Origin of the sequence: Pseudomonas sp. P105, assembly GCF_032614175.1 — a bacterium.
Lineage (GTDB): Bacteria > Pseudomonadota > Gammaproteobacteria > Pseudomonadales > Pseudomonadaceae > Aquipseudomonas > Aquipseudomonas rhizophila.
Window position 1 is genome coordinate 464,157 of the sequence record NZ_CP126693.1, and the last position, 25,903, is coordinate 490,059.

A 25,903-nucleotide genomic window follows, 5' to 3' on the forward strand; every position below is an offset into this window, starting at 1 on the left:
TCTGTGCGAAATTTGATTCTTGTTGGGCCGATGGGCGCTGGAAAAAGCACCATCGGCCGTTTGCTGGCCAAAGAGCTGCGCCTGCCATTCAAAGATTCCGACAAGGAAATTGAATTGCGCACGGGTGCCAATATCCCATGGATCTTCGATAAGGAAGGCGAGCCCGGCTTTCGTGACCGTGAGCAGGCAATGATCGCCGAACTGTGCGCGTTCGACGGTGTGGTACTGGCCACCGGTGGCGGCGCGGTGATGCGCGAGGCCAATCGTCGGGCATTGCATGCCGGCGGACGAGTGGTCTATCTGCACGCCTCCGTCGAGCAGCAGGTGGGTCGCACCGCCCGGGATCGTAACCGTCCGCTGTTGCGCACCGCCGACCCGGCCAAGACCTTGCGCGACCTGCTGGAGCTGCGTGATCCGCTGTACCGGGAGATCGCTGATCTGGTGGTGGAAACCGACGAGCGGCCGCCGCGGATGGTGGTGCTGGACATTCTTGATCGCCTGCAGCAACTGCCACCCCGTTAATGCGTCGCGGGAAATGCGCTATCCTCGGCGTCCCGTCATGGCCCGCCGGGACGTGGCCGATGGCCATCGATTGACATCACAACAGGCACCGTGGACTTTCGTTAATTGCAGGCAGGACGCCTGATTCCATCTTCACTGTGGGGACACATGCAGACACTTAAGGTCGACCTGGGCGAGCGCAGCTACCCGATTCACATTGGCGAAGGTTTGCTGGACCGGCCCGACTTGCTGGCGCCGCATATCGCCGGACGGCAAGTGGCGATTATCTCCAACGAAACCGTCGCACCTTTGTATCTGGAGCGTCTGACCCGCAGCCTGTCGGCTTTCTCGGTCATTTCCGTGGTGCTGCCTGACGGCGAAGCCTTCAAGAATTGGGAAACCCTGCAGCTTATTTTCGATGGCCTGCTGACCGCGCGGCATGACCGCCGCACCACGGTGGTGGCCTTGGGCGGCGGCGTGATCGGCGACATGGCCGGTTTCGCCGCCGCTTGCTATCAGCGCGGTGTTGATTTCATCCAGATCCCCACGACCCTGTTGTCCCAGGTGGACTCGTCGGTGGGCGGCAAGACCGGGATCAACCATCCGCTGGGCAAAAACATGGTGGGTGCTTTCTACCAGCCCAACGTGGTGCTGATCGACACCGCGACTCTCAATACATTGCCCGCCCGCGAGCTGTCTGCGGGGCTGGCTGAAGTCATCAAGTACGGGCTGATCTGCGACGAACCGTTCCTGGGCTGGCTGGAAGAAAACGTCGACCGCCTGCGTGCGCTGGATCAGGCTGCGCTGACCTACGCTATCGAACGTTCCTGTGCGGCCAAGGCTGCGGTGGTCGGTGCCGATGAGCGCGAGTCGGGCGTGCGCGCCACGCTCAACCTGGGGCATACCTTTGGCCACGCCATCGAAACCCACATGGGCTATGGTGTCTGGCTCCATGGCGAAGCGGTTGCGGCCGGTACGGTCATGGCCCTGGAGATGTCCGCGCGTTTGGGCTGGATCAGTGAACAGGAGCGCGATCGCGGTATTGCTCTGTTCCAGCGCGCCGGGTTGCCGGTGATCCCGCCCGAAGAAATGACCGAAGCCGATTTTCTCGAACACATGGCAATCGACAAAAAAGTGATCGACGGTCGCCTGCGTCTGGTGCTGCTGCGCCACATGGGCGAAGCTGTGGTGACCGACGATTATCCGAAAGAGGTTCTACAGGCCACGCTGGGAGCGGATTATCGCGCCCTGGCTCAGCTTAAAGGTTAATAAGATTCCGATGACTAGTTTGCATGCCGACGAGGCTTTCCTCGGCCATTTCCAGTTGAGTCATGACCCTTTCGCGCCACGGGTTCCAGGCTTCAAGTTTTTCCCCGCCCAACGCAAACCGGTTCTGGGCCAGTTGCATCACCTGGCGCGTTACAGCCAGCTGTTGCTGGTGGTCACCGGCCCTCAAGGCAGCGGCAAGACCTTGCTGCGCCAGGCCCTGGTGGCCAGCACCAACAAGCAGTCGGTGCAAAGCGTGGTGGTGTCGGCCCGCGGCGCCGGTGATGCAGTCGGTGTGTTGCGTCAGGTGGCCCAGGCGCTGAATGTCGCCCAGGCTGAAGTCGGTGCGATTCTGGATCAGATCGTGCAACTGGCGCTGACCGGGCAGGAAGTCTATCTGCTGGTGGACGACGCCGAGCAACTCGACGAGTCGGCCCTGGAAGCCTTGCTGGCTCTGGCTGCCGGTGCGCCGGAAGGCCGTCCCCACGTCTTCCTGTTTGGTGAGTCGTCGCTGATCGCCGATCTGGAGCAGCTGAATCTTGAGCAAGAGCGCTTCCACGTCATTGAGCTGGCGCCCTACACCGAAGAAGAAACCCGTGAATACCTGGCCCAACGCCTTGAAGGCGCCGGTCGGGGCATCGAACTTTTCACCGCGGATCAGATCTCTGAGATTCACGAAAGCTCCGATGGCTGGCCTGGAAATATTAATCAGGTGGCCCGCGATGCTCTCATCGAAGTCATGATTGCCAGCCGCTCAGCGGTAAAGCGTCCAAGTATGGGGTTCAACATGCCGAAGAAACACGTATTGGCGATTTCCGCCGTCGTCGTGGTCGCGATCGCCGCCGCCTGGCTGATGCCGGGTCGCAGCAAGGCGCCGACCACCGGCGCACCCGCCAACGAGCAGGCACAACTGCCGCTGGGCCAGGACGCAGCGCAGCCCAATGGCGGTGCTCCGGAGGTGGAGTTCGCCGGTAACACCCAGCCGATGCCGCTGCCGCTGGTCGGCCAGTCGCAACCGGTCATGCGCAGTCCCTTGGCTGAGGCCGCTGGCGGTATCACCGAGGGTGACGACGGCGCGCCACCACCGATCGATGACACCAGCGATACGCCGCCAACCGTGACCACCAGCGCCCCACCGGCGGGTGTGCCGGCTGGCCCGGCACCAGCGCCAACTCCAGCCCCAGCCCCGGCGCCCGCTCCGGCTGCCAAGCCTGCGCCGGCTCCCGCCCAGGTGGCCACCGCCAAACCTGCTCCAGCCCCGGCCACCAAGCCGGCCACTCAGGCCGCTGGCGGTAACTGGTACGCCGGTCAGGCTCCAGGCAGCTACGTGGTACAGATCCTCGGCACCAGCTCCGAAGCGTCTGCGCAAAAGTTCGTCAAGGAACAGGGCGGCGAGTACCGTTATTTCAAGAAAATGCTCAACGGCAAACCGCTTTATGTCATCACCTACGGCAATTTCGCCAACCGTGATGCAGCCGTTTCCGCCATCAAGGCCTTGCCAGCGAAGGTTCAGGCTGGTAAACCTTGGCCTCGCACTGTCGCCAGCGTCCAACAGGAACTGGCAGCAACTCGCTGAAGATTCGGCGGCCTTACCCAGGCCGCCTCTCCCGGCACCTCAAAATTTCCGCAAGGGCGAGCGACCTTTCAGGCCGCGCGCCTTGTGGTGTCTGCGTCACAGTAGCGTTTGAGTCGCAGCGGTCGAACCCAAAAAAGTTTTGACTAGCACAGCGTATAGCTTTAAACCTTTCACAAATGCGACATGGATTTGCGACGTTTCGTCGTCAAATTTGTGAGCCCTTGTGTCGGTGTGTACAATGACCTCCCTTTTGCCCCCGCAAAGCTGGCGTACGTTCGGCGCGGCACGCAACTGGCTGAATTGAAAAGAAATTTGCCTCGATAAGAGGCAGCCTGGTGAGAAAGTGTCTATGAAAGCAGGTCTGTACCAACCAGATGAATTCAAGGATAACTGCGGTTTCGGCCTGATTGCTCATATGCAGGGCGAACCCAGCCATACCCTTTTACAAACGGCCATTGAGGCCCTGACCTGCATGACCCACCGCGGTGGGATCAACGCCGACGGCAAGACCGGTGACGGTTGTGGCTTGCTGATTCAAAAGCCTGACGAGTTCCTGCGTGCCATTGCCCAGGAAACGTTTGGCGTGACCCTGCCCAAGCAGTACGCGGTGGGCATGGTGTTCTTCAATCAGGACCCGGTGAAGGCCCAAGCGGCTCGCGAAAACATGAATCGCGAGATCCTGGCCGCCGGCCTGCAATTGGTGGGCTGGCGCAAGGTGCCGATCGACACAAGCGTCCTCGGCCGCCTGGCCCTTGAGCGTCTGCCGCAGATCGAACAAGTGTTCATCGCGGGCGAAGGCCTGAGCGACCAGGACATGTCGATCAAGCTGTTCAGCTCCCGTCGTCGTTCGTCCGTGGCCAACGCCGCCGACACCGATCACTACATCTGCAGCTTTTCCCACAAGACCATCATCTATAAAGGTCTGATGATGCCGGCGGACCTGACCGCCTTCTATCCGGACCTGAGCGACGAGCGCCTGAAAACCGCGATCTGCGTGTTCCACCAGCGCTTCTCCACCAACACCCTGCCGAAATGGCCGCTGGCCCAGCCATTCCGCTTCCTTGCCCACAACGGCGAGATCAACACCATCACCGGTAACCGCAACTGGGCGCTGGCCCGTCGCACCAAGTTCGCCAACGATCTGATGCCGGATCTGGAAGAGCTCGGCCCGCTGGTCAACCGTGTGGGCTCGGACTCCTCGAGCATGGACAACATGCTGGAACTGATGGTCACCGGCGGCATCGACCTGTTCCGTGGCGTGCGCATGCTGGTGCCGCCGGCCTGGCAGAACGTCGAGACCATGGACCCGGACCTGCGTGCGTTCTACGAATACAACTCCATGCACATGGAACCGTGGGACGGCCCGGCCGGTATCGTCATGACCGACGGCCGCTACGCCGTGTGCCTGCTCGACCGTAACGGTCTGCGTCCGGCGCGCTGGGTGACCACCACCAACGGGTTCATCACCCTGGCTTCGGAAATCGGTGTCTGGAACTACCAGCCCGAAGACGTCATCGCCAAGGGCCGCGTGGGCCCGGGCCAGATCTTTGCCGTGGACACCGAAACCGGCCAGATCCTCGACACCGACGCCATCGACAACCGTCTCAAGTCCCGTCATCCGTACAAGCAATGGCTGCGCAAGAACGCCCTGCGCATTCAGGCGACCATGGAGGACAACGATCACGGTTCGGCTTTTTACGACGTCGATCAGCTCAAGCAGTACATGAAGATGTACCAGGTGACGTTCGAAGAGCGTGACCAGGTGCTGCGTCCGTTGGGTGAGCAGGGCTACGAAGCGGTCGGTTCCATGGGCGACGACACGCCGATGGCCGTGCTGTCCCAGCGCGTGCGTACGCCGTACGACTATTTCCGCCAGCAGTTCGCTCAGGTGACCAACCCACCGATCGACCCGCTGCGCGAAGCGATCGTGATGTCCCTGGAAATCTGCCTCGGTGCCGAGCGCAACATCTTCCAGGAGTCGCCGGAACACGCCTCGCGTGTGATCCTCAGTTCGCCGGTCATTTCCCCGGCCAAATGGCGCTCGCTGACCAACCTCGACCGCCCGGGTTTCCAGCGTCAGGTCATCGACCTGAACTACGACGAAAGCGTCGGCCTTGAAGCGGCGATCCGCAACGTTGCCGATCAGGCTGAAGAAGCCGCGCGCGCCGGTCGCACCCAGATCGTGCTGACCGACCGTCACATCGCCCCGGGCAAGTTGCCGATCCACGCGTCGTTGGCCACCGGTGCGGTGCACCATCGCCTGACCGAAAAAGGCCTGCGTTGCGATTCCAACATCCTGGTGGAAACCGCCACCGCTCGCGATCCGCATCACTTTGCGGTGCTGATCGGTTTCGGTGCCTCGGCGGTGTACCCGTTCCTGGCCTATGAAGTGCTGGGTGACCTGATCCGTACCGGTGAAGTGCTGGGCGACCTCTATGAGGTGTTCAAGAACTACCGCAAAGGCATCACCAAGGGCCTGCTCAAGATCCTCTCGAAGATGGGGATCTCGACCATCGCTTCGTACCGCGGTGCGCAACTGTTCGAGGCCATCGGCCTGTCCGAAGAAGTCTGCGAGCTGAGCTTCCGTGGCGTGCCGAGCCGCATCAAGGGTGCGCGTTTCGTCGACATCGAAGCCGAACAGAAAGCCCTGGCGGCCGAAGCCTGGAGCCCGCGCAAGCCGATCCAGCAAGGCGGCCTGCTGAAGTTCGTCCACGGTGGCGAATACCACGCCTACAACCCGGACGTGGTCAACACCCTGCAAGCCGCCGTGCAGCAGGGCGACTACGGCAAGTTCAAGGAATACACCTCGCTGGTGGACAACCGTCCGGTGTCGATGATTCGCGACCTGCTCAAGGTCAAGACCCTGGACACACCGCTGGACATCAGCGAAATCGAGCCGCTGGAATCGGTGCTCAAGCGCTTCGATTCCGCCGGTATCTCCTTGGGTGCCTTGTCTCCGGAAGCTCATGAAGCCCTGGCTGAAGCCATGAACCGCCTCGGCGCGCGTTCCAACTCCGGCGAAGGCGGTGAAGACCCGGCGCGCTACGGCACTATCAAGAGTTCGAAAATCAAGCAGGTGGCCACCGGCCGCTTCGGTGTGACACCGGAGTACCTGGTCAACGCTGAAGTGCTGCAGATCAAGGTTGCCCAGGGCGCCAAGCCCGGCGAAGGCGGCCAACTGCCCGGCGGCAAGGTCAACGGCCTGATCGCCAAGCTGCGTTACGCAGTACCCGGCGTGACCCTGATCTCACCGCCGCCGCATCACGACATCTATTCGATCGAAGACTTGTCGCAACTGATCTTCGATCTCAAGCAGGTGAACCCGAAGGCGCTGGTCTCGGTGAAGCTGGTGGCAGAAGCCGGCGTTGGCACCATCGCCGCCGGTGTGGCCAAGGCCTACGCCGACCTGATCACCATCTCCGGCTATGACGGCGGCACCGGCGCATCGCCGCTGACCTCGATCAAATATGCCGGCGCGCCGTGGGAACTGGGCCTGGCCGAGACCCACCAGACCCTGCGCGGCAACGACCTGCGCGGCAAGGTCCGGGTGCAGACCGATGGCGGCCTGAAAACCGGCCTGGACGTGATCAAGGCGGCCATCCTCGGCGCCGAGAGCTTCGGCTTCGGCACCGCGCCGATGATCGCCCTGGGTTGCAAGTACCTGCGTATCTGCCACCTGAACAACTGCGCTACCGGTGTGGCGACCCAGAACGAAAAGCTGCGCAAGGACCACTACATCGGTACCGTCGACATGGTGGTGAACTTCTTCACCTACGTCGCCGAGGAAACCCGCGAGTGGCTGGCGAAGCTGGGCGTGCGCTCGCTCGAAGAGCTGATCGGCCGTACCGACCTGCTGGAAGTGCTCGAGGGCCAGACCGCCAAGCAGCATCACCTGGACCTGACGCCGTTGCTGGGCAGCGATCTCATCCCGGCGGACAAACCACAGTTCTGCCAGGTTGATCGCAACCCGCCGTTCGACAAGGGTGAGTTGGCCGAGAAGATGGTCGACATGGCCGCTTCGGCGATCAACGACCTCAGTGGTGCCGAGTTCGACCTGGATATCTGCAACTGCGACCGTTCCATCGGCGCGCGGATCTCCGGCGAAATCGCGCGCAAGCACGGCAACCAGGGCATGGCCAAGGCGCCGATCACCTTCCGCTTCAAGGGCACCGCAGGCCAGAGCTTCGGCGTCTGGAACGCCGGTGGCCTGAATATGTACTTGGAAGGCGATGCCAACGATTACGTGGGCAAGGGCATGACCGGCGGCAAACTGGTCATCGTTCCGCCCAAGGCCAGCGTCTACAAGACTCAGGACAGTGCCATCATCGGCAACACCTGCCTGTACGGCGCTACCGGCGGCAAGCTGTTCGCCGCCGGCACCGCGGGCGAGCGTTTCGCCGTGCGTAACTCCGGGGCCCACACTGTGGTGGAAGGCACCGGTGATCATTGCTGCGAGTACATGACCGGTGGTTTCGTCTGTGTCCTGGGCAAGACCGGTTACAACTTCGGCTCTGGCATGACCGGCGGTTTCGCCTACGTGCTCGACCAGGACAACACCTTCGTTGACCGGGTCAATCACGAACTGGTGGAAATCCAGCGGATCAGCGGCGAGGCGATGGAAGCCTACCGCAGCCACTTGCAGCGCGTGCTGGACGAATACGTCGAGGAAACCGACAGCGAGTGGGGTCGTGAACTCGCCGAAAACCTCGATGACTATCTGCGTCGTTTCTGGCTGGTCAAGCCCAAGGCTGCCAACCTGAAATCGTTGCTTTCCAGCACCCGTGCCAACCCGCAGTGATATGCGCCTGAAGAGTTTGATGAGGTTTTAACAATGGCTGAACGTCTGAGTAATGACTTCCAGTTCATCGATGTCGGGCGCAAGGATCCGAAGAAGAAACTGTTGCGTCAACGCAAGAAAGAGTTCGTGGAAATCTACGAGCCTTTCAAACCCCAGCAGTCGGCCGACCAGGCCCACCGCTGCCTGGGCTGCGGTAACCCGTACTGCGAATGGAAGTGCCCGGTGCACAACTTCATTCCCAACTGGCTGAAGCTGGTGGCCGAGGGCAACATCCTCCAGGCCGCCGAGTTGTCCCACCAGACCAACACCCTGCCGGAAGTCTGCGGCCGGGTGTGTCCGCAGGACCGCCTGTGTGAGGGTGCATGCACCCTCAACGACGGTTTTGGCGCGGTGACCATCGGTTCGGTGGAGAAATACATCACCGACACCGCGTTCGCCATGGGCTGGCGCCCGGACATGTCCAAGGTCAAGCCGACCGGCAAGCGCGTGGCGATCATTGGGGCCGGCCCGGCGGGCCTGGGTTGCGCCGATGTGCTGGTGCGCGGTGGCGTGACCCCGGTGGTGTTCGACAAGAACCCGGAAATCGGCGGCCTGCTGACCTTCGGCATCCCTGAGTTCAAGCTGGAAAAGACCGTGCTGAGCAATCGTCGCGAAGTCTTCACCGGCATGGGCATCGAGTTTCGCCTGAACACCGAAGTAGGCAAGGACGTGACCATGGAGCAACTGCTCGAAGAGTACGATGCCGTATTCATGGGCATGGGCACCTACACCTACATGAAGGGCGGCTTTGCCGGCGAGGACCTGCCGGGCGTCTACGACGCGCTGGACTTCCTGATCGCCAACGTCAACCGCAACCTGGGCTTTGAAAAGTCGCCGGAAGATTTCGTCGACATGAAAGGCAAGAAGGTCGTGGTGCTGGGCGGCGGTGACACGGCGATGGACTGCAACCGCACTTCGATTCGCCAGGGCGCCAAGTCGGTGACCTGCGCCTATCGTCGTGACGAAGCGAACATGCCCGGCTCGCGCAAAGAAGTGAAGAACGCCAAGGAAGAGGGCGTGAAGTTCCTCTACAACCGCCAGCCGATCGCCATTGTCGGTGAAGACAAGGTCGAGGGCGTGAAGGTGGTCGAGACCCGTCTCGGCGAACCGGACGCCCGTGGCCGCCGCAGCCCTGAGCCGATCCCCGGTTCCGAAGAGATCATCCCGGCCGATGCCGTGGTCATCGCCTTCGGCTTCCGCCCAAGCCCGGCGCCGTGGTTCGAGCAGTTCAGCATCCAGACCGACAGCCAGGGCCGCGTCGTGGCTCCGGAACAGGGCCAGTACAAGCACCAGACCAGCAACCCGAAGATCTTCGCCGGCGGCGACATGGTCCGGGGTTCCGATCTGGTGGTCACGGCGATCTTCGAAGGCCGCAATGCGGCGGAAGGGATTCTGGATTACTTGGGGGTCTGATCATTTCCTGAATGGGAATGCAATCAAATGTGGGAGCGAGCTTGCTCGCGATAGCGGCGAATCAGTCGACGAAAATGTTGAATGTGATGCCCTCATCGCGAGCAAGCTCGCTCCCACAGTGGTTTTAGGTGTTGCCTGATACCGCGACAAATTGCCCCGATAGATAAAAGGCACGGCTCTTGCCGTGCCTTTTGCGTCGCGCTCTGAGAAAATGCCCGCACTTTTTTTCCGGATGCCGACATGACTGCCCTGAAGAACGACCGTTTCCTCCGTGCCCTGCTCAAGCAACCCGTAGACGTCACCCCCGTGTGGATGATGCGTCAGGCCGGTCGCTACTTGCCGGAATACCGCGCCAGTCGGGCCAAGGCCGGCGACTTCATGAGCCTGTGCATGAATCCCCAGTTCGCCTGCGAAGTCACGATGCAGCCGCTGGATCGTTACCCGCAGCTGGACGCGGCGATTCTGTTTTCCGACATTCTCACCATTCCCGACGCCATGGGCCAGGGTCTGTACTTCGAGACCGGCGAAGGCCCGCGCTTCAAGAAAGTCGTCAGCACTCTGGCCGACATCGAAGCCCTGCCGATTCCCGATCCGCAGAAGGACCTGGGTTATGTCATGGACGCGGTCAGCACCATCCGTCGAGAACTCAACGGTCGCGTGCCGCTGATCGGCTTCTCCGGCAGCCCCTGGACCCTGGCCACCTACATGGTTGAAGGCGGCTCGTCGAAAGACTTCCGCAAGACCAAGGCGATGCTCTACGACAACCCGCAAGCCATGCACCTGCTGCTGGACAAGCTGGCCCAGTCGGTGACGTCCTACCTCAACGGGCAGATCCTGGCCGGTGCGCAAGCGGTGCAGATCTTCGACACCTGGGGCGGCAATCTCTCGGCGGCGGCGTACCAGGAGTTTTCCCTGGCCTACATGCGCAAGATCGTCAGCGGCCTGATCCGCGAACATGAAGGTCGTAAAGTACCGGTGATCCTGTTCACCAAGAACGGCGGCCTGTGGCTGGAAAGCATCGCCGATGCCGGTGCCGACGCCCTGGGCCTGGACTGGACCTGCGACATTGGCAACGCCCGCGCGCGTGTCGGCAGCAAAGTCGCTCTGCAAGGCAACATGGATCCGACTGTGCTTTACGCCAAACCGCAAGCCATCCGCACCGAAGTCGGGCGCATCCTCGCCAGCTATGGCAAGGGCAGCGGTCATGTGTTCAACCTTGGCCATGGCATTACGCCGGAAGTCGATCCGGAACACGCCGGTGCTTTCCTGCGCGCGGTGCATGAGTTGTCGGCGCAATACCACGACTGATCGTAGCTCGCTCATCCAGCCTGTCGGGATTCGTTCCAGGCAGGCTTTTTTTTGCCTGTTAATTATTCAATGAAACAAGTTGGTTATCTTTATCGGTTTGCCTGTTTTCTTTTGTTTAATAACTAACTTTGCCTGTAAGAAGTTTTTCTTCTGAGCTCGGAAAAATAGATTCAGGGATTGTTCCTTCTATTTACCTCGATCTGGCAGCCCACCCGACATCGGCTCGACCTGGCCGAGCGTCAGTATTGGCAGCAGGCCGAACTCGCTGCCCGGATCCAGCGCCTGTAACCCACCGGCGCTACGACCGCCACGAGCTCTTTGTCCGTCAGGATCAACGACAGTGCGACGGCCGCGGGGCTGGAGCTGGCGGAGCTGGAGATCGACGGTGATTCGTTACGGCTTGCCGTCAGTGGCGATGCCAATCGACTGCTCGACTGGCTGGACCGACACGAGCGGGACGGCGCCACCTTGCAGGTGCTGAGCCTGGAAGTGCGCAACGGTGTCCTGGACGCGCGGATGGTGTTGGGGCAATGACTTGAGCGGCGGGCCAGCGCCTGAACAGTGTCCGCTCAAACCTGAGCGTTGCCCGGCAACACCGGCAACTTCGCCAGTTTCACCGCCACCAGCAACGCCACCACCAGCAAGCCGCCGATGAACAGGCTGACACCGTTCCATCCGCCCAGATGCCAGGCTACCCCGCCAGCCGTACCTGCGACGCTGGAGCCGGCGTAGTAGCTGAACAGGTACAACGACGAGGCCTGTCCCTTGGCTTTGGTTGCGCGGCGGCCGATCCAGCTGCTGGCGACCGAGTGAGCGCCGAAGAAGCCGAAGGTGAACACCAGCATGCCCAGGATCACCAGCCACAGCGGCGTGGTCATGGTCAGCGCAAGACCGGCCAGCATCAGCGCGATGGTCGCCCAGAGCATTTTGCGCCGGCCGTGTTTGTCGGCCAGTGCGCCGACTTTCGCCGAGCTGTAGATACCCGACAGGTAGACCACCGAGAGCAACCCGACAAAGGCCTGGTCCAAGTGATAAGGCCCGGCCAGCAGGCGATAGCCGATGTAGTTGAACAGCGTCACGAATGCACCCATCAATACGAAGGCTTCGAGAAACAACAGCGGCAACCCGGCATCGCGAAAGTGCATGGTGAAACCGTCCAGCAAGCTGCGCGGATGCAGCGAGCGGGGGCGGAAATTGCGTGACTCGGGAAGAATCCTCCAGAACACCGCCGCCGCGATCAAGGCCAGGCCACCGACCACCAGCATCGCGGTGTGCCAGCTGACGAAGTCAATCAGCACCCCGGCGATCAAGCGGCCGCTCATGCCTCCGATGGCGTTGCCGGCGATGTACAAGCCCATCGCCAGGCCAATGTGCTTGGGATGGATTTCTTCACCCAGGTAAGTCATCGCGACTGCCGCCACGCCGCTCAACGACAACCCCACCAGAGCGCGCAGCACCAGTACACCCTGCCAGGTCGGCATCATCGCGCTGGCAATGGTGCACAACGCCGCGGCAAACAGCGCCGCGACCATCACTGACTTGCGGCCGATGCGATCGGAAATCGGGCCGGTGATCAGCAGCCCGACGGCGAGCAGGCCGGTCGCCACCGACAGGATCAGACTGCTCTGGGCGGCATTGATGGAAAACTCTTCGGAGAGCAGCGGCATCATCGGTTGCACGCAATACAACAGGGCGAAGGTCGCAAAACCGCCACAAAACAACGCCAGCACCGTACGCATGAACAACGGTGTGCCTTTTTCGATGTAGATGTCTTTGCGTCCGGTGACGCCATCATCGGCAGGCGGAGGGATCTCATGGGCCAGTGGAGCGACAGCAGTTTTCACGGTGAACCTCGCAGGAGCACGACCAGGCAGGCAATGGAAAAAGCATATAGCCGGTTAATGTTTCTATCCAATATATTGTTCGACCTGTTTAAGACGTTCTACGACCTATTGGATTGCTTATGGAACTGCGTCATCTGCGTTACTTCATAGCCGTTGCCGAAGAACTGCATTTTGGTCGCGCCGCGCTGGCGCTGGGCATCTCCCAGCCGCCCCTTAGCCAGCAGATCCAGGCACTGGAGCAAGAGATCGGCGCGCGGCTGTTCAATCGCACCAATCGTCGCGTCGAACTGAGTGAAGCCGGACGTTTGTTTCTCGAAGAGGCCCGACAGGTGCTGGCTCAGGTCGACAAGGCCGCCGATGTCGCCCGCCGCGCAGAGTTGGGCGAACTGGGCGAGCTGAAAATCGGCTTCACATCATCGGCGCCTTTCAACTCCACCATCCCCCAGGCGATTTTCACGTTTCGCCAGCGCTTTCCCGCTGTACACCTGAACCTTCGGGAAATGAGCAGCACCCAAGTGGCTGACGCCCTGGTGGACGAGGCAATCGAGGTGGGCATCATGCGGCCCTTGCCGCTGCCCGACTCCCTGCGGGAGATCGAATTGAGCCGCGAGCCGCTGGTGGCCGTGCTCAGTTCCAAGCATCCACTGGCCCAGGGCAGCGAAGGGGGCCTGTTCCTCTCTGCACTGGCCCAGGAACCGTTCGTGTTCTTCCCCCGCAGCTACGGCAGCGGCCTCTATGCACAACTCCTGAGCCTGGCCCGCGACGCCGGCTTCAGCCCGAACTTCGCCCAGGAGGCCGGTGAGGCCATGACCATCATCGGCCTGGTGGCGGCGGGGCTGGGCGTCTCGGTCCTGCCGGCGTCCTACCAGCGCATGCGTATTGACGGCGTGGTCTACCGGCCACTGCTTGATCCGGCGGCAATGTCGGCGGTGTGGCTGGTGCAACGCAAGGATCAGTGCTCGCCGATGGCAAGGGCGTTTGTGGAGTTGTTGACCAATAGGGGACAACAACTTATGCCGGAAGAAGCCTGAATATTTGCATGTGTCAGCCGATAACCCGTTGTTCGACCCACAAACCATGGAGAAACAGGATGTTCAAGCAGTTGACCTTCACCGCTTTGCTGGCAGTCGCCGCGCTGACCACGGGCTGCGCTTCGGTAAAAATGGCGGATGACACTCAGGATGCTCAGGCAAAAACATTCCAGACTGTCCCCGACAAAGCCAACATCTACCTTTATCGCAACGAGAGCATGGGCGCTGGCGTAAAAATGCCGGTAACGCTCAACGGTAAAGCTGTAGGCCAGACTGTCGCTAAGTCGTACTTGATGCTGTCAGTACCGGCTGGCCAGCAGACCCTGGTGTCATCAGCGGAGAACGACTCAGAGCTCAAGCTCAGCACAGAAGCCGGGAAAAACTATTTCGTCTGGCAGGAAGTGAAAGTGGGCTTCATCAAAGCGCGGAACAACCTGCAGGTTGTCGATGAAAAAACCGGCCGCGCCGGGGTGGCTGAAAGCAAATTGATTCAGGCCCAATAACTCGGCTGCCTGCACCGAGCTATTCATTGAAGGGCGCCCAAAGGCGCCCTTCGTCGTTCATGGCCGCATCATCGGTCTGTGCAAACCCAGCGGGAAAACCGTCTGCGATGAACGACTTTTTACTTAACCCTCCCAAACCGTCGCCGGCCTATTGACGTGATAGTCATAAAACCCCTGGAGGGTCCAGGTTTCGCCCTTGCGTTCAAAGGCAGCGCGCCATGCGCCTCTGCCACTCCCGGGTGACAGTTGCGCCATGTCGTACCAGTAATACCGGTTGATGCGCTTGGTGGTGACCCGGCCTGCACGAATGTCAGCCATGATTTCCGTTATTTTCGTTTTGGCTGCCTCAGTAAAAGTGTCATATGACATCTGTGACTCGGCCAGCAGGCTGGTGCTTGTCGAAAATTTGTCTGCGACAACCGGGCCTTCCGCAACAGCGAGGGGGGCGGTCGCGGCCGCAGGCTTGCCGGTGACTTTCTTCGTCGGGACTTGGGTCACGACCTCGATATCAAACGTGTCGTAGTTCGAGAGGTTTTTACTGAAGTTCGTGATGTCCTCGCCGGTGACCAATAACGTTTTCCGCTGCGACTTGCCCTTGTTGACGATGACATAAGGAATCTTATGGTTGCGGATTTCGGTCAGGAGGCCGGGCTTGTGTCTTTTTTTCATCTCGTCCCTGAACGCGCTGAGTTTGTTACTTTTATACGCCCGGAAATTTTCAGGGTTCTGTTTATATTGTTCCCTGGCCGCTTCCACCTCGGGTCCCGTCCCTGAGTACCGTTCGCCCAGATCGACCCAGACGCGCTTTTCCGCTGCCTCGACCACGTCATGAATATCGTCCTGGATTTTAGTCATGGCGGCTTTCTTTTTCCCCTGTTCAGGGATGATGGTAATGAATGACGCGCCGGTGAGATTGTCGGGCAAGGAGGACATCATCATCTTGAAGTTGCCTTCGCTGTCGAAAAGCTCCCTTTTCAGCGGCAGGGTCATGTCGAATACTTTTATCTTTTGAGCGGCCGTCAGCTGGATCCCTCTTGCCTGGGAGTCGATGTCTCTGGTGCAGTAGTCGACGGCCTGCCATACGTTGTATTTATACAGCAGGCTGTCGTGGGCCTTTTTATGTTGCGTGAGGTCCTGGTGTCCTTTGTTTATCCAGTTTATTCGTGAGCGATAAGTGTCTATGTCGCGTACGTGGATGTCATTCATGCTCTCGCGCACGATACGCTCTGCCAGTTCCTCGGGCATCGAGTAGATGACTTTTTTTGCCGTATTCACCACTGCCCGAGACGGCCACTGATGGTCGACGAGGACGCCCTCTACCAACGCGTTATAGGTTTTCTGTTGCGGGGTTTCCGGAGTCCGACCGAACAGGCTTTGTATGACTCCACCACCGAGCAGCCGTTTTGGTTCTTCGATCTGCCAGCGGCCATTTTCCCAGGTTACCGTCCGCTGGTCGGTACGGTTGTTCGGCCCGTAGATGATTCGTTCGCCTGCTTGTATGGCGGTTTTGCAGTAGTCCTTGCCCAGCTTCAGATAACCCTGCCCACCGGCGTCCCTGTACCGATTGCGCCCCTCGGGCACCAGTCCCTTGCCGTCGAACCCTCTGAGGATAAACGGTTCGAGCTCCGGGTCCGGCATGCGGGGCAAGGCTGAAAGTGCCGGGCGAGGCTTACCCCGGCGCCGTGCCGCGCGGGACATGATCAGGTCCTGACCGCCCTCTGCCAGTACCTCACCGAGCCCGCTGATAAGATCACTCGTCCACTGGCTGAAGCTGCCCCCCTCATCCTTTATCGCCGACACCGCAGCGCCGCCGGTCATCACGGGCAGAATCGCGCGGCCCAGTACCCCACCCAGCCGGCCTGCATAGAACATTGACATCGCCCCCGTCAGTAGCATGACTGCAGTCCTGCGCCCATCTTGTGCCGCTGTGCTGTCGCGCTCGGCGTTGGTCACGGTCAGCAGGTCCGCCGTCTGGATCGCTTGGGTGATCTGCGTCTCATGCAGCGCTTTGAAAAGGTTGCCTTTAACCACGGGCGAATAGACTTTCAATGCGAAGTCGTCCTGAACCCTGTGCTTGATCCAGGAGAACGTGGGTTGCGTCACTTTCTTGATCTTCTCGTTGAGGGTCAGGTTTTCCGCGGACGGCACCAGGCTGGCAAGCTGATCGGCTTGCTTGAGCAGCGGCAGATGCGAAATCAGCCAGCGGGTCATTTCCGGCGTGGCGGTGAGCGTCCGCACCAGGGCCGCCTCCAGCTCCCGGTCGCTTGCCGCATCGACGTCCCTGAACTGCTTGCCGTCCGGTGCTTCTGGTGTGTACAGGGTCAACGAAGGCCGGCTGCCAAGGGTCTTCACCCCAAAGGCCAGCAGCTCCTTGAGTACGCTGTCACCCCACTGGATCTGGCGGACCACCACCTCATGTCCGTTGACCTTGCTGCGCCCCTGCGGCGTCGGGCTGTCCAGTGCCGCCAGCACCAGGTTCAGCCCGGTATTGTCCTTGTCGTGGGTAAAGTCGCCCGAGATATGGGCGGCCCACGCCTGCGCCCGCATCTGTTTGGCCTTCAGGGACATCCACTGTGCTTGCTGCTCCCGGGCTGCGAGCTGCAACGCGGGCGAGAGCCGGGCACCGATGTTTGCCCGTTCAATGACTTCTACAATCTGCGCAAAACTCAGCGGACCTTCCACCGTGGTGTCGCTGGCCGTGCGTTCCTCCGGCGTCAGGTTGGACATTGCCCACTGCGTCAGGGAGCGGCGGTCATCAAATAGGCCCTTCACCTTGCCTGACGAGAGCCCGGAGCCGAATGGCGACTCGCCTGTCGGGGCGTGCGGATCGAGCAGATGCTTGCGGATACTCAGAGAGACCTGGTCAGGATCGACCGGTGGGTACTTCTCCTTGATGAACCTGGCAAGCAGGGTGCGAGTCCGGTCATGAAGGGCGTCAGGGGTTGCCAGGGTGACCGGGTCCGGTGGTGGTGGCGAATCTGTCAGGGTTTGCTGCAAGTCGTGCACGGCCTTCCACCAGGCCAGACGGTCGCTGCCGATAACGTTAGGGTCGCGGTGCAGCCAGTCGTGCAGTTTTTTCCGGTTCAGCCGTAACTCGCGCTCGTCCATGGCGCCAGCCAAATCCAGCTTGTGCCTGAGGTCCGCCGCCGCATCTATCCTGGCCATCCAGGTGGTGAGACTCTCTCCCTCTGCCGGGCCGCTGGATAGAACCTCGCTCACGGCGGTTTTCTGCGCCGCTCTCAGGTCAGTGACCAGGCGAGCGAGAAAGTTCTGCGCCATTGACGCCGTGCTCACCGTATCCTGAGTGCCGTCTTCCACCAGGCTGGCCTTCAACGCCGTCAAGTCAGCGTAAACCTCCAGTGGGCTACCCGGGCTGCATAGCACCGCGCCCCCCGGATGATCGGCATTATCATGCTGCGTCAGCGCAACCGCCCCCGGCATCGGTACGCTGAACCCCCACCCTTCGGGGGTCAGATTCAAACCGTAGACCCCGGGCCGGACACGCTCCGCCAGCTGGGCACGGGACGCGCCGTCCGGCGCCGACAGGGCGAAGTCCGCCACCGCTTTGTGCATCGGCAGGCTCAACACAGCGTCCAGCCGGTGGAGATCCGCCTGTGCCTTGAGTTGCCTGCCGAACTCATCGGCCAGCCAGTCGCTGACACTGCGGCCTTGGCTGAACTCGGCAGGTTTATCCCAAAAATGCTCCAGCGCCCGCTCCAGCAGTCGTGCATGAGACGCGGGCGTGACGCTTATCCGCCGCTTGATCTCTTCCTTTGCGTCACGACTATTGAGGACTGCCGGCATTTGCGTGGCATCGTCCTTACGCGTGACGATGTCGATGTTGTCCAATTCGAGGAAGAACTCGCGCGCGTTGATCTCGCCGGCAATCGCGCGCCAGAAAAGCGTATCGAGGGGAACAGTCTGCACCACCGTTCGTTTTGAAGTCGGCTCGTCCTGCCGCCGGCACACCAGTATGTCTTTGGCTACCAGAGTGTTCGCCAGGCTGGGAAAGGCTTTCGCCAGCCAGTACTCCATATGTTGGGCTGTCACCTTCGACGCACGCGGAACGGCGCCGTTCAGGTGGATCATCTGCTGCTGCGAGGCATTGAGCCGGTTTATCAGCGCAGCGCTTGTGGCCGTGGCACTGTCGGCCTGTAACGGGTTGTCTTCCAGCATGTTCTCTTCCTGAGAAATTTTCGGAAGGAGCAACCTATGGGAGAAGAATGGAGGCAGGGTGGTAGATAGATACCGCCTGCAGCGGCGTCAGGCGGTGTACGAACGAAACGGTCGAAGCCACTGCATCTGTGGGAGCAAGTTTTGCTCCCACAGATTGTTTTGGCTGCCAGGTGCAAGCCGATCAATGCCGGTCGCAGCCCCTCATTCCTTGATCACGGGCAACAGGGATATCAATCCAACTCAGCGCCAGCGGCGGAAAATCAACGAGGTGTTGACCCCACCAAAAGCGAAGTTGTTGTTCATCACGTACTCGTTGCTCATGGACCTGAACTCATTGCACAGGTAGTCGAGCTTGCCGCACTGGGGATCGACCTCATCGAGGTTGAAGGTGTGCACGTAGAGATCGCGGTTCATCATTTCGATGCTGAACCACGATTCCAGCGCACCGCAGGCGCCGAGGGTATGACCGAGAAAGCTTTTCTGCGAACTGATGGGCATGTGCTCGCCAAACAGGCTGCTGGTGGCCAGGGTTTCGGCGATGTCGCCCTGTTCGGTGGCGGTGCCGTGGCCGTTGACGTAGCCGATGGCGGCAGGTTCCAGGCCAGCGTCTTCCAGGGCCAGTTCCATGGCCCGGCGCATGGTGCTCAGTTCGGGACGGGTAGCGTGCTGACCGTCGGCGTTGCTGCCAAAGCCGACGATTTCGGCATGGATTCGCGCTCCTCGGGCCAGGGCGTGCTCCAGTTCTTCGAGTACCAGCATGCCGGCGCCTTCACCGATCACCAGGCCATCGCGGTCCTTGTCATAGGGCCGTGGGCTGGTCTGCGGGGCGTCGTTTTTCAGGCTGGTGGCGTACAGCGCATCGAAGACCATCGCTTCGGTCGGGCAGAGCTCTTCCGCGCCGCCGGCGAGCATCAGCGGCAGGCGACCGAACTTGATTGCCTCATAGGCATAGCCGATGCCATGGCTGCCGCTGGTGCAGGCGCTGGAGGTGGGGATCAGCCGTCCGGTAAGCCCGAAGAAGATACTGATATTGGCCGCCGTGGTGTGGGGCATCATCCGTACATAGGAGTTGGCGTTCAACCCTTCGGCCACGCTGTTGAGCAGCATGTTGCCGAACGCCTTAATCTCGTCGGTACTGCCGGTTGACGAACCACAGGAGACGCCCATGCGCCCGTCCTTGATCGACTCATCGCCCAACAGCCCCGCATCGGCCAGGGCCTGTTCGGCGGCGCCGACGGCCAGGCGCGATACCCGACCCATGCTGCGCAGTTGCTTGCGCGTCCAGTGGGTCGGGACCTGGAAATCATCGACAGGCCCGGCCAGGCGTGTATTCAGCTCGGTGAACCGGTCCCATTCATCCATGCGTCGTATGCCGCTGCGGTTGGCGGCGAAGTTGGCGGCGATGGTTTCCCAGTCGCTGCCCAGAGAGGTGATGCCGGCCATGCCGGTAACGACGACGCGCTTCATCAGCACAGGCCTCCGTTGACGGCCAGGACCTGCCGGGTGATGTAGCCGGCCTCGGCGGACATCAGGAAATTCACCGCGCTCGCGACTTCTTCCGGGGTACCCATGCGCTGGGCGGGGATCATTTTCATCAGTTCTTCCACGGGCACGTTTTCATCGAGCATGGCGGTATCGATCAGTCCGGGCGCGACGCAATTGACAGTGATCTTGCGCTTGCCCAACTCGATTGCCAACGCCTTTGCCGCGCCGATCAGGCCGGCTTTCGACGCGCTGTAATTGACCTGGCCGCGATTGCCGATCAGCCCCGAAACGGAGGTGATGCAAACAACTCGCCCAGCGGCGCGCCGACGGATCATCGGCATCATCACCGGGTGCAGGACGTTGTAGAAACCGTCCAGGTTGGTCCGCATCACCACATCCCAGTCGTCCTCGCTCAAGGCCGGGAATGCGCCGTCGCGGGTCAGGCCGGCGTTGAGCACCACGCCGTAATAGGCACCGTGGGTTTCAACATCAGCATCGAGAATGGTTTTGCACGCGCTGCGGTCCGACACGTCGAATTGCAGCACCCGGGCATTGCGGCCCAGCGCCTGGATTTCGACCTGGACGGCTTCAGCCTCGGCGCGCCCGCTGCGGCAATGCAGCACGATGTCGTACCCGGCCTGGGCCAGGCGCAGGGCGATGGCACGGCCGATGCCACGGCTGGAGCCGGTGACCAGTACGGATTCAGTCATGGCGTATTTCCTGTTGCGGACGGTTCATGAAGGTAGTGGGCTGGCTGAGGTGGCCGGAACACATTCAACCGGGCCATGGCATGAATGCCCGGGGCGTTGATGTGGCATTCGAACACGCCCATGCCGTTGTCGTCTTCCAGCGAGCGCAAACCGTGGATGGTCAATTCGGTCCCGGCCGGGAAAAACTCGACATTGCATTCGAACTTGCGGGTGCCGAGCAAAAAACCCAGCTCCACGGCGTCGCCGCGGCGGCGTGCATGACAACCGGCAAACGCGGCGACGCTCTGGGCCATCAATTCAATGCCGACCCAGGCCGGCAGCCCGCCGTCGTCGCGGCTGAACAACCCTCCGGGCTTGACGGTGGCGAGGGTGTGGATCTGCTCATCATCGAACGCCAGGACGCGGTCGATGAGAATCATGTCGCCGGCGTGGGGCAGCAGTTCGGCGAGCGGCCAGTCAATCATGGGGCGTCTCCGATAATCAGGCTGACGTTGTTGCCGCCGAAGGCGAACGAGTTGCTCATCAGGCGGCGCGGTGATGTCGGGTTCAGGCGGGTGTCGGTAGTGACCCACTTCAATGCCGGCAGTGCAGGATCGGCCTGGCCGTCCCAGACATGCGGCGGCAAGGCCTGGGCGGTGTTTTGCGTACTCAGGCTCAACCAGCAGAACGCCGCTTCCAGCGCCCCGGCGGCCCCGAGGGTATGGCCGGTCATGGGCTTGGTCGACGAACAGGGCACGCCCGCTGGAAACAGCCCGGCCACTGCCTGGCTTTCCATGGCGTCGTTGTGTTGCGTGGCGGTGCCGTGCAGGTTCAGGTAATCGATCTGGCCGGGTTGCAGGCCGGCGCGACGCAAGGCTTTTTCCATGGCCTGGCGAGCGCCGCGACCACTGGGCTCCGGCGCTGAAATATGGTGGGCATCGGAGCTGGCGCCGTCACCCAGCAAGGCGATCGGTGCCGGATGTCCCGGCGTCCTGCTCATGAGAAACAGCACCGCGGCCTCGCCGATGTTGATGCCGCTGCGGTTGACCGAAAACGGATTACAGCGCTCCCCCGATACCGCTTCCAGGGCCGAAAAGCCGTTGAGGGTCAGTTTGCACAGGCTGTCCACGCCGCCGCAGAGCACCGCATCGCACAGGCCCAGGTCGAGCAGGCGTCGGGCGCTCATCAAGGCCCGGGCGCTGGATGTGCAGGCGGTGGATATCACATAGGACGGGCCGCTCAGCTCCAGCCAGTCGCAAAGGAAGTTGGCCGGCGCGCTCAGTTCCTGTTGCTGGTAGTCGTAGCCGTCGGGGAAGTGCTGCTCACGCAGGTAATGGGCAATGCCCTGACTGGCTTCTTCGATGCCCGAGGTACTGGTGCCCAGCACGACACCGATGCGAGCGCGACCGTAGGTCTGGATGGCCTGATCGATCTCATCGAGAATCTGCAGCCCCGCTTCGAGCAGCAACTGATTGTTGCGGCTGCGGTGCGCGATCAAAGATTGCGGTATGCAAGCGAGTTCACCGGGCACCGAGGCCACCGGCAATTTACGTTCGGCCACCCAGCCATCCTGCACGCGCACGCCGCCGCAGTCGCCGGCAAACAGGTTGCGCGCCACTTCATCTTTACCCCGGCCCAGGGCGCAAATTACCCCCAGGGCATTCAAATAAGCGGTCATGGGGTACTCTCGGTCAACGGCATGATGCGGTAGTGCGGGCCTTCGTGCAGGCCCAGTTCAAAATCCAGCGGTTGCTTGTAGCGCACTTGCCAGCGTTGGCCCAGGGTTCGTTGCCGAACCTCTTGCCGGGCGGTGGGGTAGTTGTCCGGCAGCTCGGTTTCAGGCGTCAGGGCAAACAACAGCGCGGCGAAAAGCTCACGGGCTTCGGCATTGGGTGGCAGCAGTCCGTCGGCTTGCCACTGGCCGTCCACCAGGCGTTGGCGGGCCAGGGGAATGCCCAGTGGGTCCAGCATCGACCAGCGGATACCGGCGCCTTCGCGCTGGATCACCAGCAGCCAATCCTGGCGCTGTCCGGCCATTTGCCGCTCGATATGCAACTGCAGCGGCAGTGCCAGGGTTGGTGTGCGTTCCGGCAACGGCGCCTGACTGGCGCAGGCCCCGAGCAACAGCAAGCAGCCAAAAAGCAGCGCACGAATCATTCGACAGTCCCTTCAACGGGTTTACGGGCCACTACATTGATCAGGGTTTCCTCCCGCTCGCCAAAGGGCCGCGGGCGGCGCAGGCCGAAGCGTTCGAGAAGGCCGAAATCCCTGGCGCGGCTCCACCACAGATAGGGATACGAGACGTTGGCGGCTTCGAACTGGAAACCCTGATCGCGGATCATCTCCAGGTACTGCGCGGCACTTTTTTGCACGTGCATGGGATGACGGAACAGCCAGCGGATCACCCAGGTATCGATGTAGGCCGCTGTGGACTCCGCGAACATCAGATAGCCGCCGGGCTTGAGCACGCGATAGAACTCGGCGAGGGCTTTTTCCTGCTCCACCAGGTGATGAAAGGTTTGATGGCAGAACAGCAGGTCGACGCTGTCATCAGGCACCATCAACGTCGCGCAATCGCTGCCGACCAGTTCCACGGCCATGCCTTGGCGTGCAGCTTCCGCAAGACTCAGGTCCAGGCTGTGAGGGTCGGCGTCGACGCCGATCAGGCGTTGTGGCGCGAACACCTGGCGCAAGTATTGGAACGACTTGCCCTGGCCGCAACCGGCATCGAGCAGCACCGGAGCCACCGGCAACGGGCCGCTGAAAAGGTTGCGCAGGTCATTGATCGCCACCCGCAAGACATGGTGCTGCCAGGTGTGGCTGCGCAGGAACCAGAAGCCGAAGCGGGTCTCTTCGACGTAGTTGTCGCTCAGGTAGCTCATGGCTGCTTTCTCATGGTGCCGGGCTCGCACAGATTTCCGACAGCATGCGCAGGCGCCGCTTGGGCTCGCTGACGAACGGATTGCGCTCATCCCAGGCATAACCGGCCAGGATCGCGCTGATCATGCGGCGAATGTCTGGCGAGCCGTCGGTGTAGAAAATCACGTCCTGGAAGGTGCCGGCGTACCAGCCCTCGACGTAGCAGCGGAAGGTGTCGACGCCACGTTTGAGTGGCTCGGCGAATTCGCTTTGCCAGTCCACGCTTTCTCCTTGCAACTGCCGATGCAGCACCCCAGCGGCCATGCTGGCCGAGCGCATGGCGATGGTCACGCCGGAAGAGAACACCGGGTCGAGGAATTCCGCGGCGTTGCCCAGCAGGGCGAAGCCTGGGCCATGCAGCGTTTTGACATTGGCCGAGTAGCCGCCGATGGTTCGCGCCGGGGTGTCCCATATCGCGTTGCTGAGTACACCGGCCAGGCTTGGTGTTTCGTCGATGAAGCCGCGCAGGCAAGCGTCAAGATCGTCAGTGCGACCGGCGAAATGCTCCGCCGCCGCGACCACGCCGACTGAACAGCGCCCGTCGCTGAACGGGATGGTCCAGAACCACACATCGCGTTGGGTCGGGTGAGTGGTGATAAGGATTTTTTCGCGGTCGAAGGTTGGGGCATCGATGCAATCTTCGATGTGGGTGAACACCGCCTGGCGCAGCGGAAAGTTCGAGGGCGCCTCAAGGTCCAGCAGGCGTGGCAAGACCCGGCCATAGCCGCTGGCGTCGAGGACGAAATCGGCCTCGACGAGATACGCGCTGCCGTCTTCGCGCTGGACGCCCAGTTGTGGTTTGGCAAGTGAGAAGTCGGCGCCGGTGATGGCCTGTCCATAACGGATCTCGACACCTTGCAACGCCGCCTGATCGGCCAGCAGCTTGTCGAAGTCGGCGCGCTGCACTTGGAAGGTGGTGGGCTTGCCTTTGCTGAAGGTATCGCCGAAATCGAAGGCGCTGTAGCGCTCGCCCCAGGCGAACGCCGCGCCATTCTTGCGCTGAAACCCGGCGGCATTCACCGCGTCGAGCATGCCGGCCTCTTCGACGAAGTCCAGGCAATGGGACAACAGGCTTTCGCCGATGGAAAACCGTGGGAAATGCTGGCGCTCGATGACTAGCACATCGTGGCCCTTGCGTTTGAGCAGCGCGGCGGCGATAGCGCCAGAGGGACCTGCGCCGATGACGACGACCTGTCGACGTTCCATTTCAACTGTTGGCACTGGAGCTCCTGGCCGGGACGGCAATCGAGGGAATACGGTGGAAGCCGGCCAGGGCCGGCAGCAATGTCGCGATCAGGCCCATCAGCATCAGCGCAAAGTACACCGCCGGGCTGATGAGCTGTTGTTGTAGCAGCAGGTTGAGGAACACGATTTCACTCAAGCCGCGAATATTCAGCAAGACACTTTCGCGCCAGCGACTGGCGCCCGGGAACGAGGCCCCGGCCCAGCCCAGTCCCAGCCAGTTGCCCAGCAGTTTGCTGGCGATGGGTAACAGCAGCAATGCGCCGATCTGGAGCCAGTCGAGGCGACTCAGGGCGCTGTGGACGTTGATCTGCACGATGCCGAAGGTGAGGATCAGCGGGATCGCCAGGTAGGTCTGCAAACCTTGCATCCAGTTCGTGTTGAGCGGCAACACCAGCGGCACCTTGAGCGCGGCCATGCACAGCAGATAGCCGATGCCGACAATCAGCGCGTTGAGCCGGTAGTGTTCGGCCACCACCAGCAAGGCGAAAAAGATCCCGCTGTGCAGCAGCGGCTGGCGCAGGCCAAGCAGTCGCAACAGCAGCGGCACACAGGCACCGGCCAACGGCAGCAAAAGGCTGGCCAGGTGCAGGCTGCCTTGGGCCAGGGCGAACAGGCTCCAGCAGATCAAGTCGATCAGAATCGCGGTTTGCACCAGGCGCCGTGTGGCGGCGGGCGGGTAGTCGATGTGACGCAGGTACAGGTACAGCACCGGGATGGCGGTGATCGCAAACAGCAGCCCCACCGCCAGGGAACTGATCCAGGGCTGGGGCGGCAGCAGCCAGAGCGCGGTCGCCAAACCGCAGGCGAATGGAACGCCGAAGCTGGGCAGGGCGACTTTCACGCTCTGGCGGTCCAGCCGCAGGTCGATCACGTCGCTGAGGATGTGCCCCAGCAACAGGGCGAAGGCGAGGCTGTAGAGATTGCTCAGCCACACCGGCGCCACCAGTTGCGCGCCGTTGAGCTGCCAGCCTGGTTCGATCCAGAAGTACATCAGCAACGGCAGGCCAAGCGTCGCCAACAGCAATTGGCTGACAATCGGGATCAGCCCGAAGCGACGGCCGATGACTGTCGCCACCGCGAACAGCCCCAGGGCCATGAGCCAGAACATCA

General features: G+C 61.5%; 19 protein-coding genes. 9 read left to right on the forward strand and 10 right to left on the reverse strand.

The window, feature by feature from the left end; translation table 11 throughout:
* Positions 1-3: 3 nt before the first annotated feature.
* The 7 genes from aroK to QOM08_RS02045 all read left to right on the forward strand — a co-directional run bounded on the left by aroK (position 4) and on the right by QOM08_RS02045 (position 11,435).
* Positions 4-522 carry a shikimate kinase AroK gene (aroK, locus tag QOM08_RS02015; RefSeq protein WP_003196983.1) on the forward strand — a complete coding sequence of 173 codons (519 nt, stop codon included), beginning with the start codon at positions 4-6 and terminating at the stop codon, positions 520-522.
* A 147-nt stretch (positions 523-669) separates the two neighbouring features.
* Positions 670-1,770 (forward strand): 3-dehydroquinate synthase, encoded by a 1,101-nt coding sequence (aroB, locus tag QOM08_RS02020; RefSeq protein ID WP_047225963.1) that lies wholly within the window; start codon positions 670-672, stop codon positions 1,768-1,770.
* A 10-nt stretch (positions 1,771-1,780) separates the two neighbouring features.
* Positions 1,781-3,343, forward strand: a complete 1,563-nt coding sequence (locus tag QOM08_RS02025; RefSeq protein WP_316912497.1) for an AAA family ATPase — start codon at positions 1,781-1,783, stop codon at positions 3,341-3,343.
* Between the two features lie 349 nt (positions 3,344-3,692).
* Positions 3,693-8,141, forward strand: coding sequence for a glutamate synthase large subunit (gene gltB / locus QOM08_RS02030; protein WP_047225961.1), 4,449 nt, complete (start codon positions 3,693-3,695; stop codon positions 8,139-8,141).
* Between the two features lie 33 nt (positions 8,142-8,174).
* Positions 8,175-9,593, forward strand: a complete 1,419-nt coding sequence (locus QOM08_RS02035; RefSeq protein WP_047225960.1) for an FAD-dependent oxidoreductase — start codon at positions 8,175-8,177, stop codon at positions 9,591-9,593.
* Positions 9,594-9,833: 240 nt separating this feature from the next.
* Positions 9,834-10,901: a uroporphyrinogen decarboxylase gene (hemE, locus tag QOM08_RS02040; RefSeq protein WP_316912498.1), complete on the forward strand. Its 1,068-nt coding sequence runs from the start codon at positions 9,834-9,836 to the stop codon at positions 10,899-10,901.
* 318 nt (positions 10,902-11,219) lie between these two features.
* A complete protein-coding gene (locus QOM08_RS02045) occupies positions 11,220-11,435 on the forward strand; it encodes a hypothetical protein (protein WP_410479122.1) in 216 nt (71 codons plus the stop codon).
* 35 nt (positions 11,436-11,470) lie between these two features.
* On the opposite strand, the gene QOM08_RS02050 is transcribed toward QOM08_RS02045, so the two are convergent.
* Complete coding sequence (locus QOM08_RS02050; RefSeq protein ID WP_316913210.1) at positions 11,471-12,724, reverse strand: MFS transporter; 1,254 nt, start codon at positions 12,722-12,724, stop codon at positions 11,471-11,473.
* A 140-nt stretch (positions 12,725-12,864) separates the two neighbouring features.
* Here QOM08_RS02050 and QOM08_RS02055 point away from each other — a divergent pair, with 140 nt between their 5' ends.
* Positions 12,865-13,776: a LysR family transcriptional regulator gene (locus QOM08_RS02055; protein WP_274090500.1), complete on the forward strand. Its 912-nt coding sequence runs from the start codon at positions 12,865-12,867 to the stop codon at positions 13,774-13,776.
* A gap of 59 nt (positions 13,777-13,835) precedes the next feature.
* Complete coding sequence (locus QOM08_RS02060; protein WP_047225955.1) at positions 13,836-14,279, forward strand: DUF2846 domain-containing protein; 444 nt, start codon at positions 13,836-13,838, stop codon at positions 14,277-14,279.
* A gap of 123 nt (positions 14,280-14,402) precedes the next feature.
* On the opposite strand, the gene QOM08_RS02065 is transcribed toward QOM08_RS02060, so the two are convergent.
* From QOM08_RS02065 to QOM08_RS02105, 9 genes are all read right to left on the reverse strand, one after another.
* Positions 14,403-18,455 carry a dermonecrotic toxin domain-containing protein gene (locus tag QOM08_RS02065; protein WP_316912499.1) on the reverse strand — a complete coding sequence of 1,351 codons (4,053 nt, stop codon included), beginning with the start codon at positions 18,453-18,455 and terminating at the stop codon, positions 14,403-14,405.
* Between the two features lie 240 nt (positions 18,456-18,695).
* Positions 18,696-19,922, reverse strand: a complete 1,227-nt coding sequence (locus QOM08_RS02070; protein ID WP_047225953.1) for a beta-ketoacyl-ACP synthase — start codon at positions 19,920-19,922, stop codon at positions 18,696-18,698.
* Positions 19,922-20,650, reverse strand: coding sequence for a 3-oxoacyl-ACP reductase FabG (gene fabG / locus QOM08_RS02075; RefSeq protein WP_076382977.1), 729 nt, complete (start codon positions 20,648-20,650; stop codon positions 19,922-19,924). The genes QOM08_RS02070 and fabG overlap by 1 nt, the downstream gene beginning before the upstream one ends.
* Entirely contained in the window at positions 20,647-21,114 is a 468-nt protein-coding gene (locus QOM08_RS02080) for a hotdog family protein (protein ID WP_047225951.1), read from the reverse strand. The genes fabG and QOM08_RS02080 overlap by 4 nt, the downstream gene beginning before the upstream one ends.
* Positions 21,111-22,307 (reverse strand): beta-ketoacyl-[acyl-carrier-protein] synthase family protein, encoded by a 1,197-nt coding sequence (locus tag QOM08_RS02085; RefSeq protein ID WP_316912500.1) that lies wholly within the window; start codon positions 22,305-22,307, stop codon positions 21,111-21,113. The genes QOM08_RS02080 and QOM08_RS02085 overlap by 4 nt, the downstream gene beginning before the upstream one ends.
* On the reverse strand, positions 22,304-22,786 hold the full coding sequence (locus tag QOM08_RS02090) for a DUF3261 domain-containing protein (RefSeq protein WP_274090505.1): 483 nt from the start codon (positions 22,784-22,786) through the stop codon (positions 22,304-22,306). The genes QOM08_RS02085 and QOM08_RS02090 overlap by 4 nt, the downstream gene beginning before the upstream one ends.
* Positions 22,783-23,511 carry a class I SAM-dependent methyltransferase gene (locus QOM08_RS02095; RefSeq protein WP_139048621.1) on the reverse strand — a complete coding sequence of 243 codons (729 nt, stop codon included), beginning with the start codon at positions 23,509-23,511 and terminating at the stop codon, positions 22,783-22,785. The genes QOM08_RS02090 and QOM08_RS02095 overlap by 4 nt, the downstream gene beginning before the upstream one ends.
* A gap of 10 nt (positions 23,512-23,521) precedes the next feature.
* Positions 23,522-24,769 carry an NAD(P)/FAD-dependent oxidoreductase gene (locus QOM08_RS02100; protein WP_139048620.1) on the reverse strand — a complete coding sequence of 416 codons (1,248 nt, stop codon included), beginning with the start codon at positions 24,767-24,769 and terminating at the stop codon, positions 23,522-23,524.
* Complete coding sequence (locus QOM08_RS02105; protein WP_371515919.1) at positions 24,756-25,901, reverse strand: sodium:proton antiporter; 1,146 nt, start codon at positions 25,899-25,901, stop codon at positions 24,756-24,758. The genes QOM08_RS02100 and QOM08_RS02105 overlap by 14 nt, the downstream gene beginning before the upstream one ends.
* Between the last annotated feature and the right edge of the window lie 2 nt (positions 25,902-25,903).

Excerpts from the sequence above, each read along its gene's own strand:
- gltB (WP_047225961.1), top strand. The coding sequence starts at position 3,693 with ATGAAAGCAGGTCTGTACCAACCAGATGAATTCAAGGATAACTGCGGT.
- QOM08_RS02085 (WP_316912500.1), bottom strand. The coding sequence starts at position 22,307 with ATGACCGCTTATTTGAATGCCCTGGGGGTAATTTGCGCCCTGGGCCGG.
- QOM08_RS02070 (WP_047225953.1), bottom strand. The coding sequence starts at position 19,922 with ATGAAGCGCGTCGTCGTTACCGGCATGGCCGGCATCACCTCTCTGGGC.
- QOM08_RS02055 (WP_274090500.1), top strand. The coding sequence starts at position 12,865 with ATGGAACTGCGTCATCTGCGTTACTTCATAGCCGTTGCCGAAGAACTG.
- QOM08_RS02080 (WP_047225951.1), bottom strand. The coding sequence starts at position 21,114 with ATGATTGACTGGCCGCTCGCCGAACTGCTGCCCCACGCCGGCGACATG.
- QOM08_RS02105 (WP_371515919.1), bottom strand. The coding sequence starts at position 25,901 with ATGTTCTGGCTCATGGCCCTGGGGCTGTTCGCGGTGGCGACAGTCATC.
- QOM08_RS02090 (WP_274090505.1), bottom strand. The coding sequence starts at position 22,786 with ATGATTCGTGCGCTGCTTTTTGGCTGCTTGCTGTTGCTCGGGGCCTGC.
- QOM08_RS02060 (WP_047225955.1), top strand. The coding sequence starts at position 13,836 with ATGTTCAAGCAGTTGACCTTCACCGCTTTGCTGGCAGTCGCCGCGCTG.
- QOM08_RS02095 (WP_139048621.1), bottom strand. The coding sequence starts at position 23,511 with ATGAGCTACCTGAGCGACAACTACGTCGAAGAGACCCGCTTCGGCTTC.
- aroB (WP_047225963.1), top strand. The coding sequence starts at position 670 with ATGCAGACACTTAAGGTCGACCTGGGCGAGCGCAGCTACCCGATTCAC.
- QOM08_RS02065 (WP_316912499.1), bottom strand. The coding sequence starts at position 18,455 with ATGCTGGAAGACAACCCGTTACAGGCCGACAGTGCCACGGCCACAAGC.
- QOM08_RS02035 (WP_047225960.1), top strand. The coding sequence starts at position 8,175 with ATGGCTGAACGTCTGAGTAATGACTTCCAGTTCATCGATGTCGGGCGC.
- QOM08_RS02025 (WP_316912497.1), top strand. The coding sequence starts at position 1,781 with ATGACTAGTTTGCATGCCGACGAGGCTTTCCTCGGCCATTTCCAGTTG.
- fabG (WP_076382977.1), bottom strand. The coding sequence starts at position 20,650 with ATGACTGAATCCGTACTGGTCACCGGCTCCAGCCGTGGCATCGGCCGT.
- hemE (WP_316912498.1), top strand. The coding sequence starts at position 9,834 with ATGACTGCCCTGAAGAACGACCGTTTCCTCCGTGCCCTGCTCAAGCAA.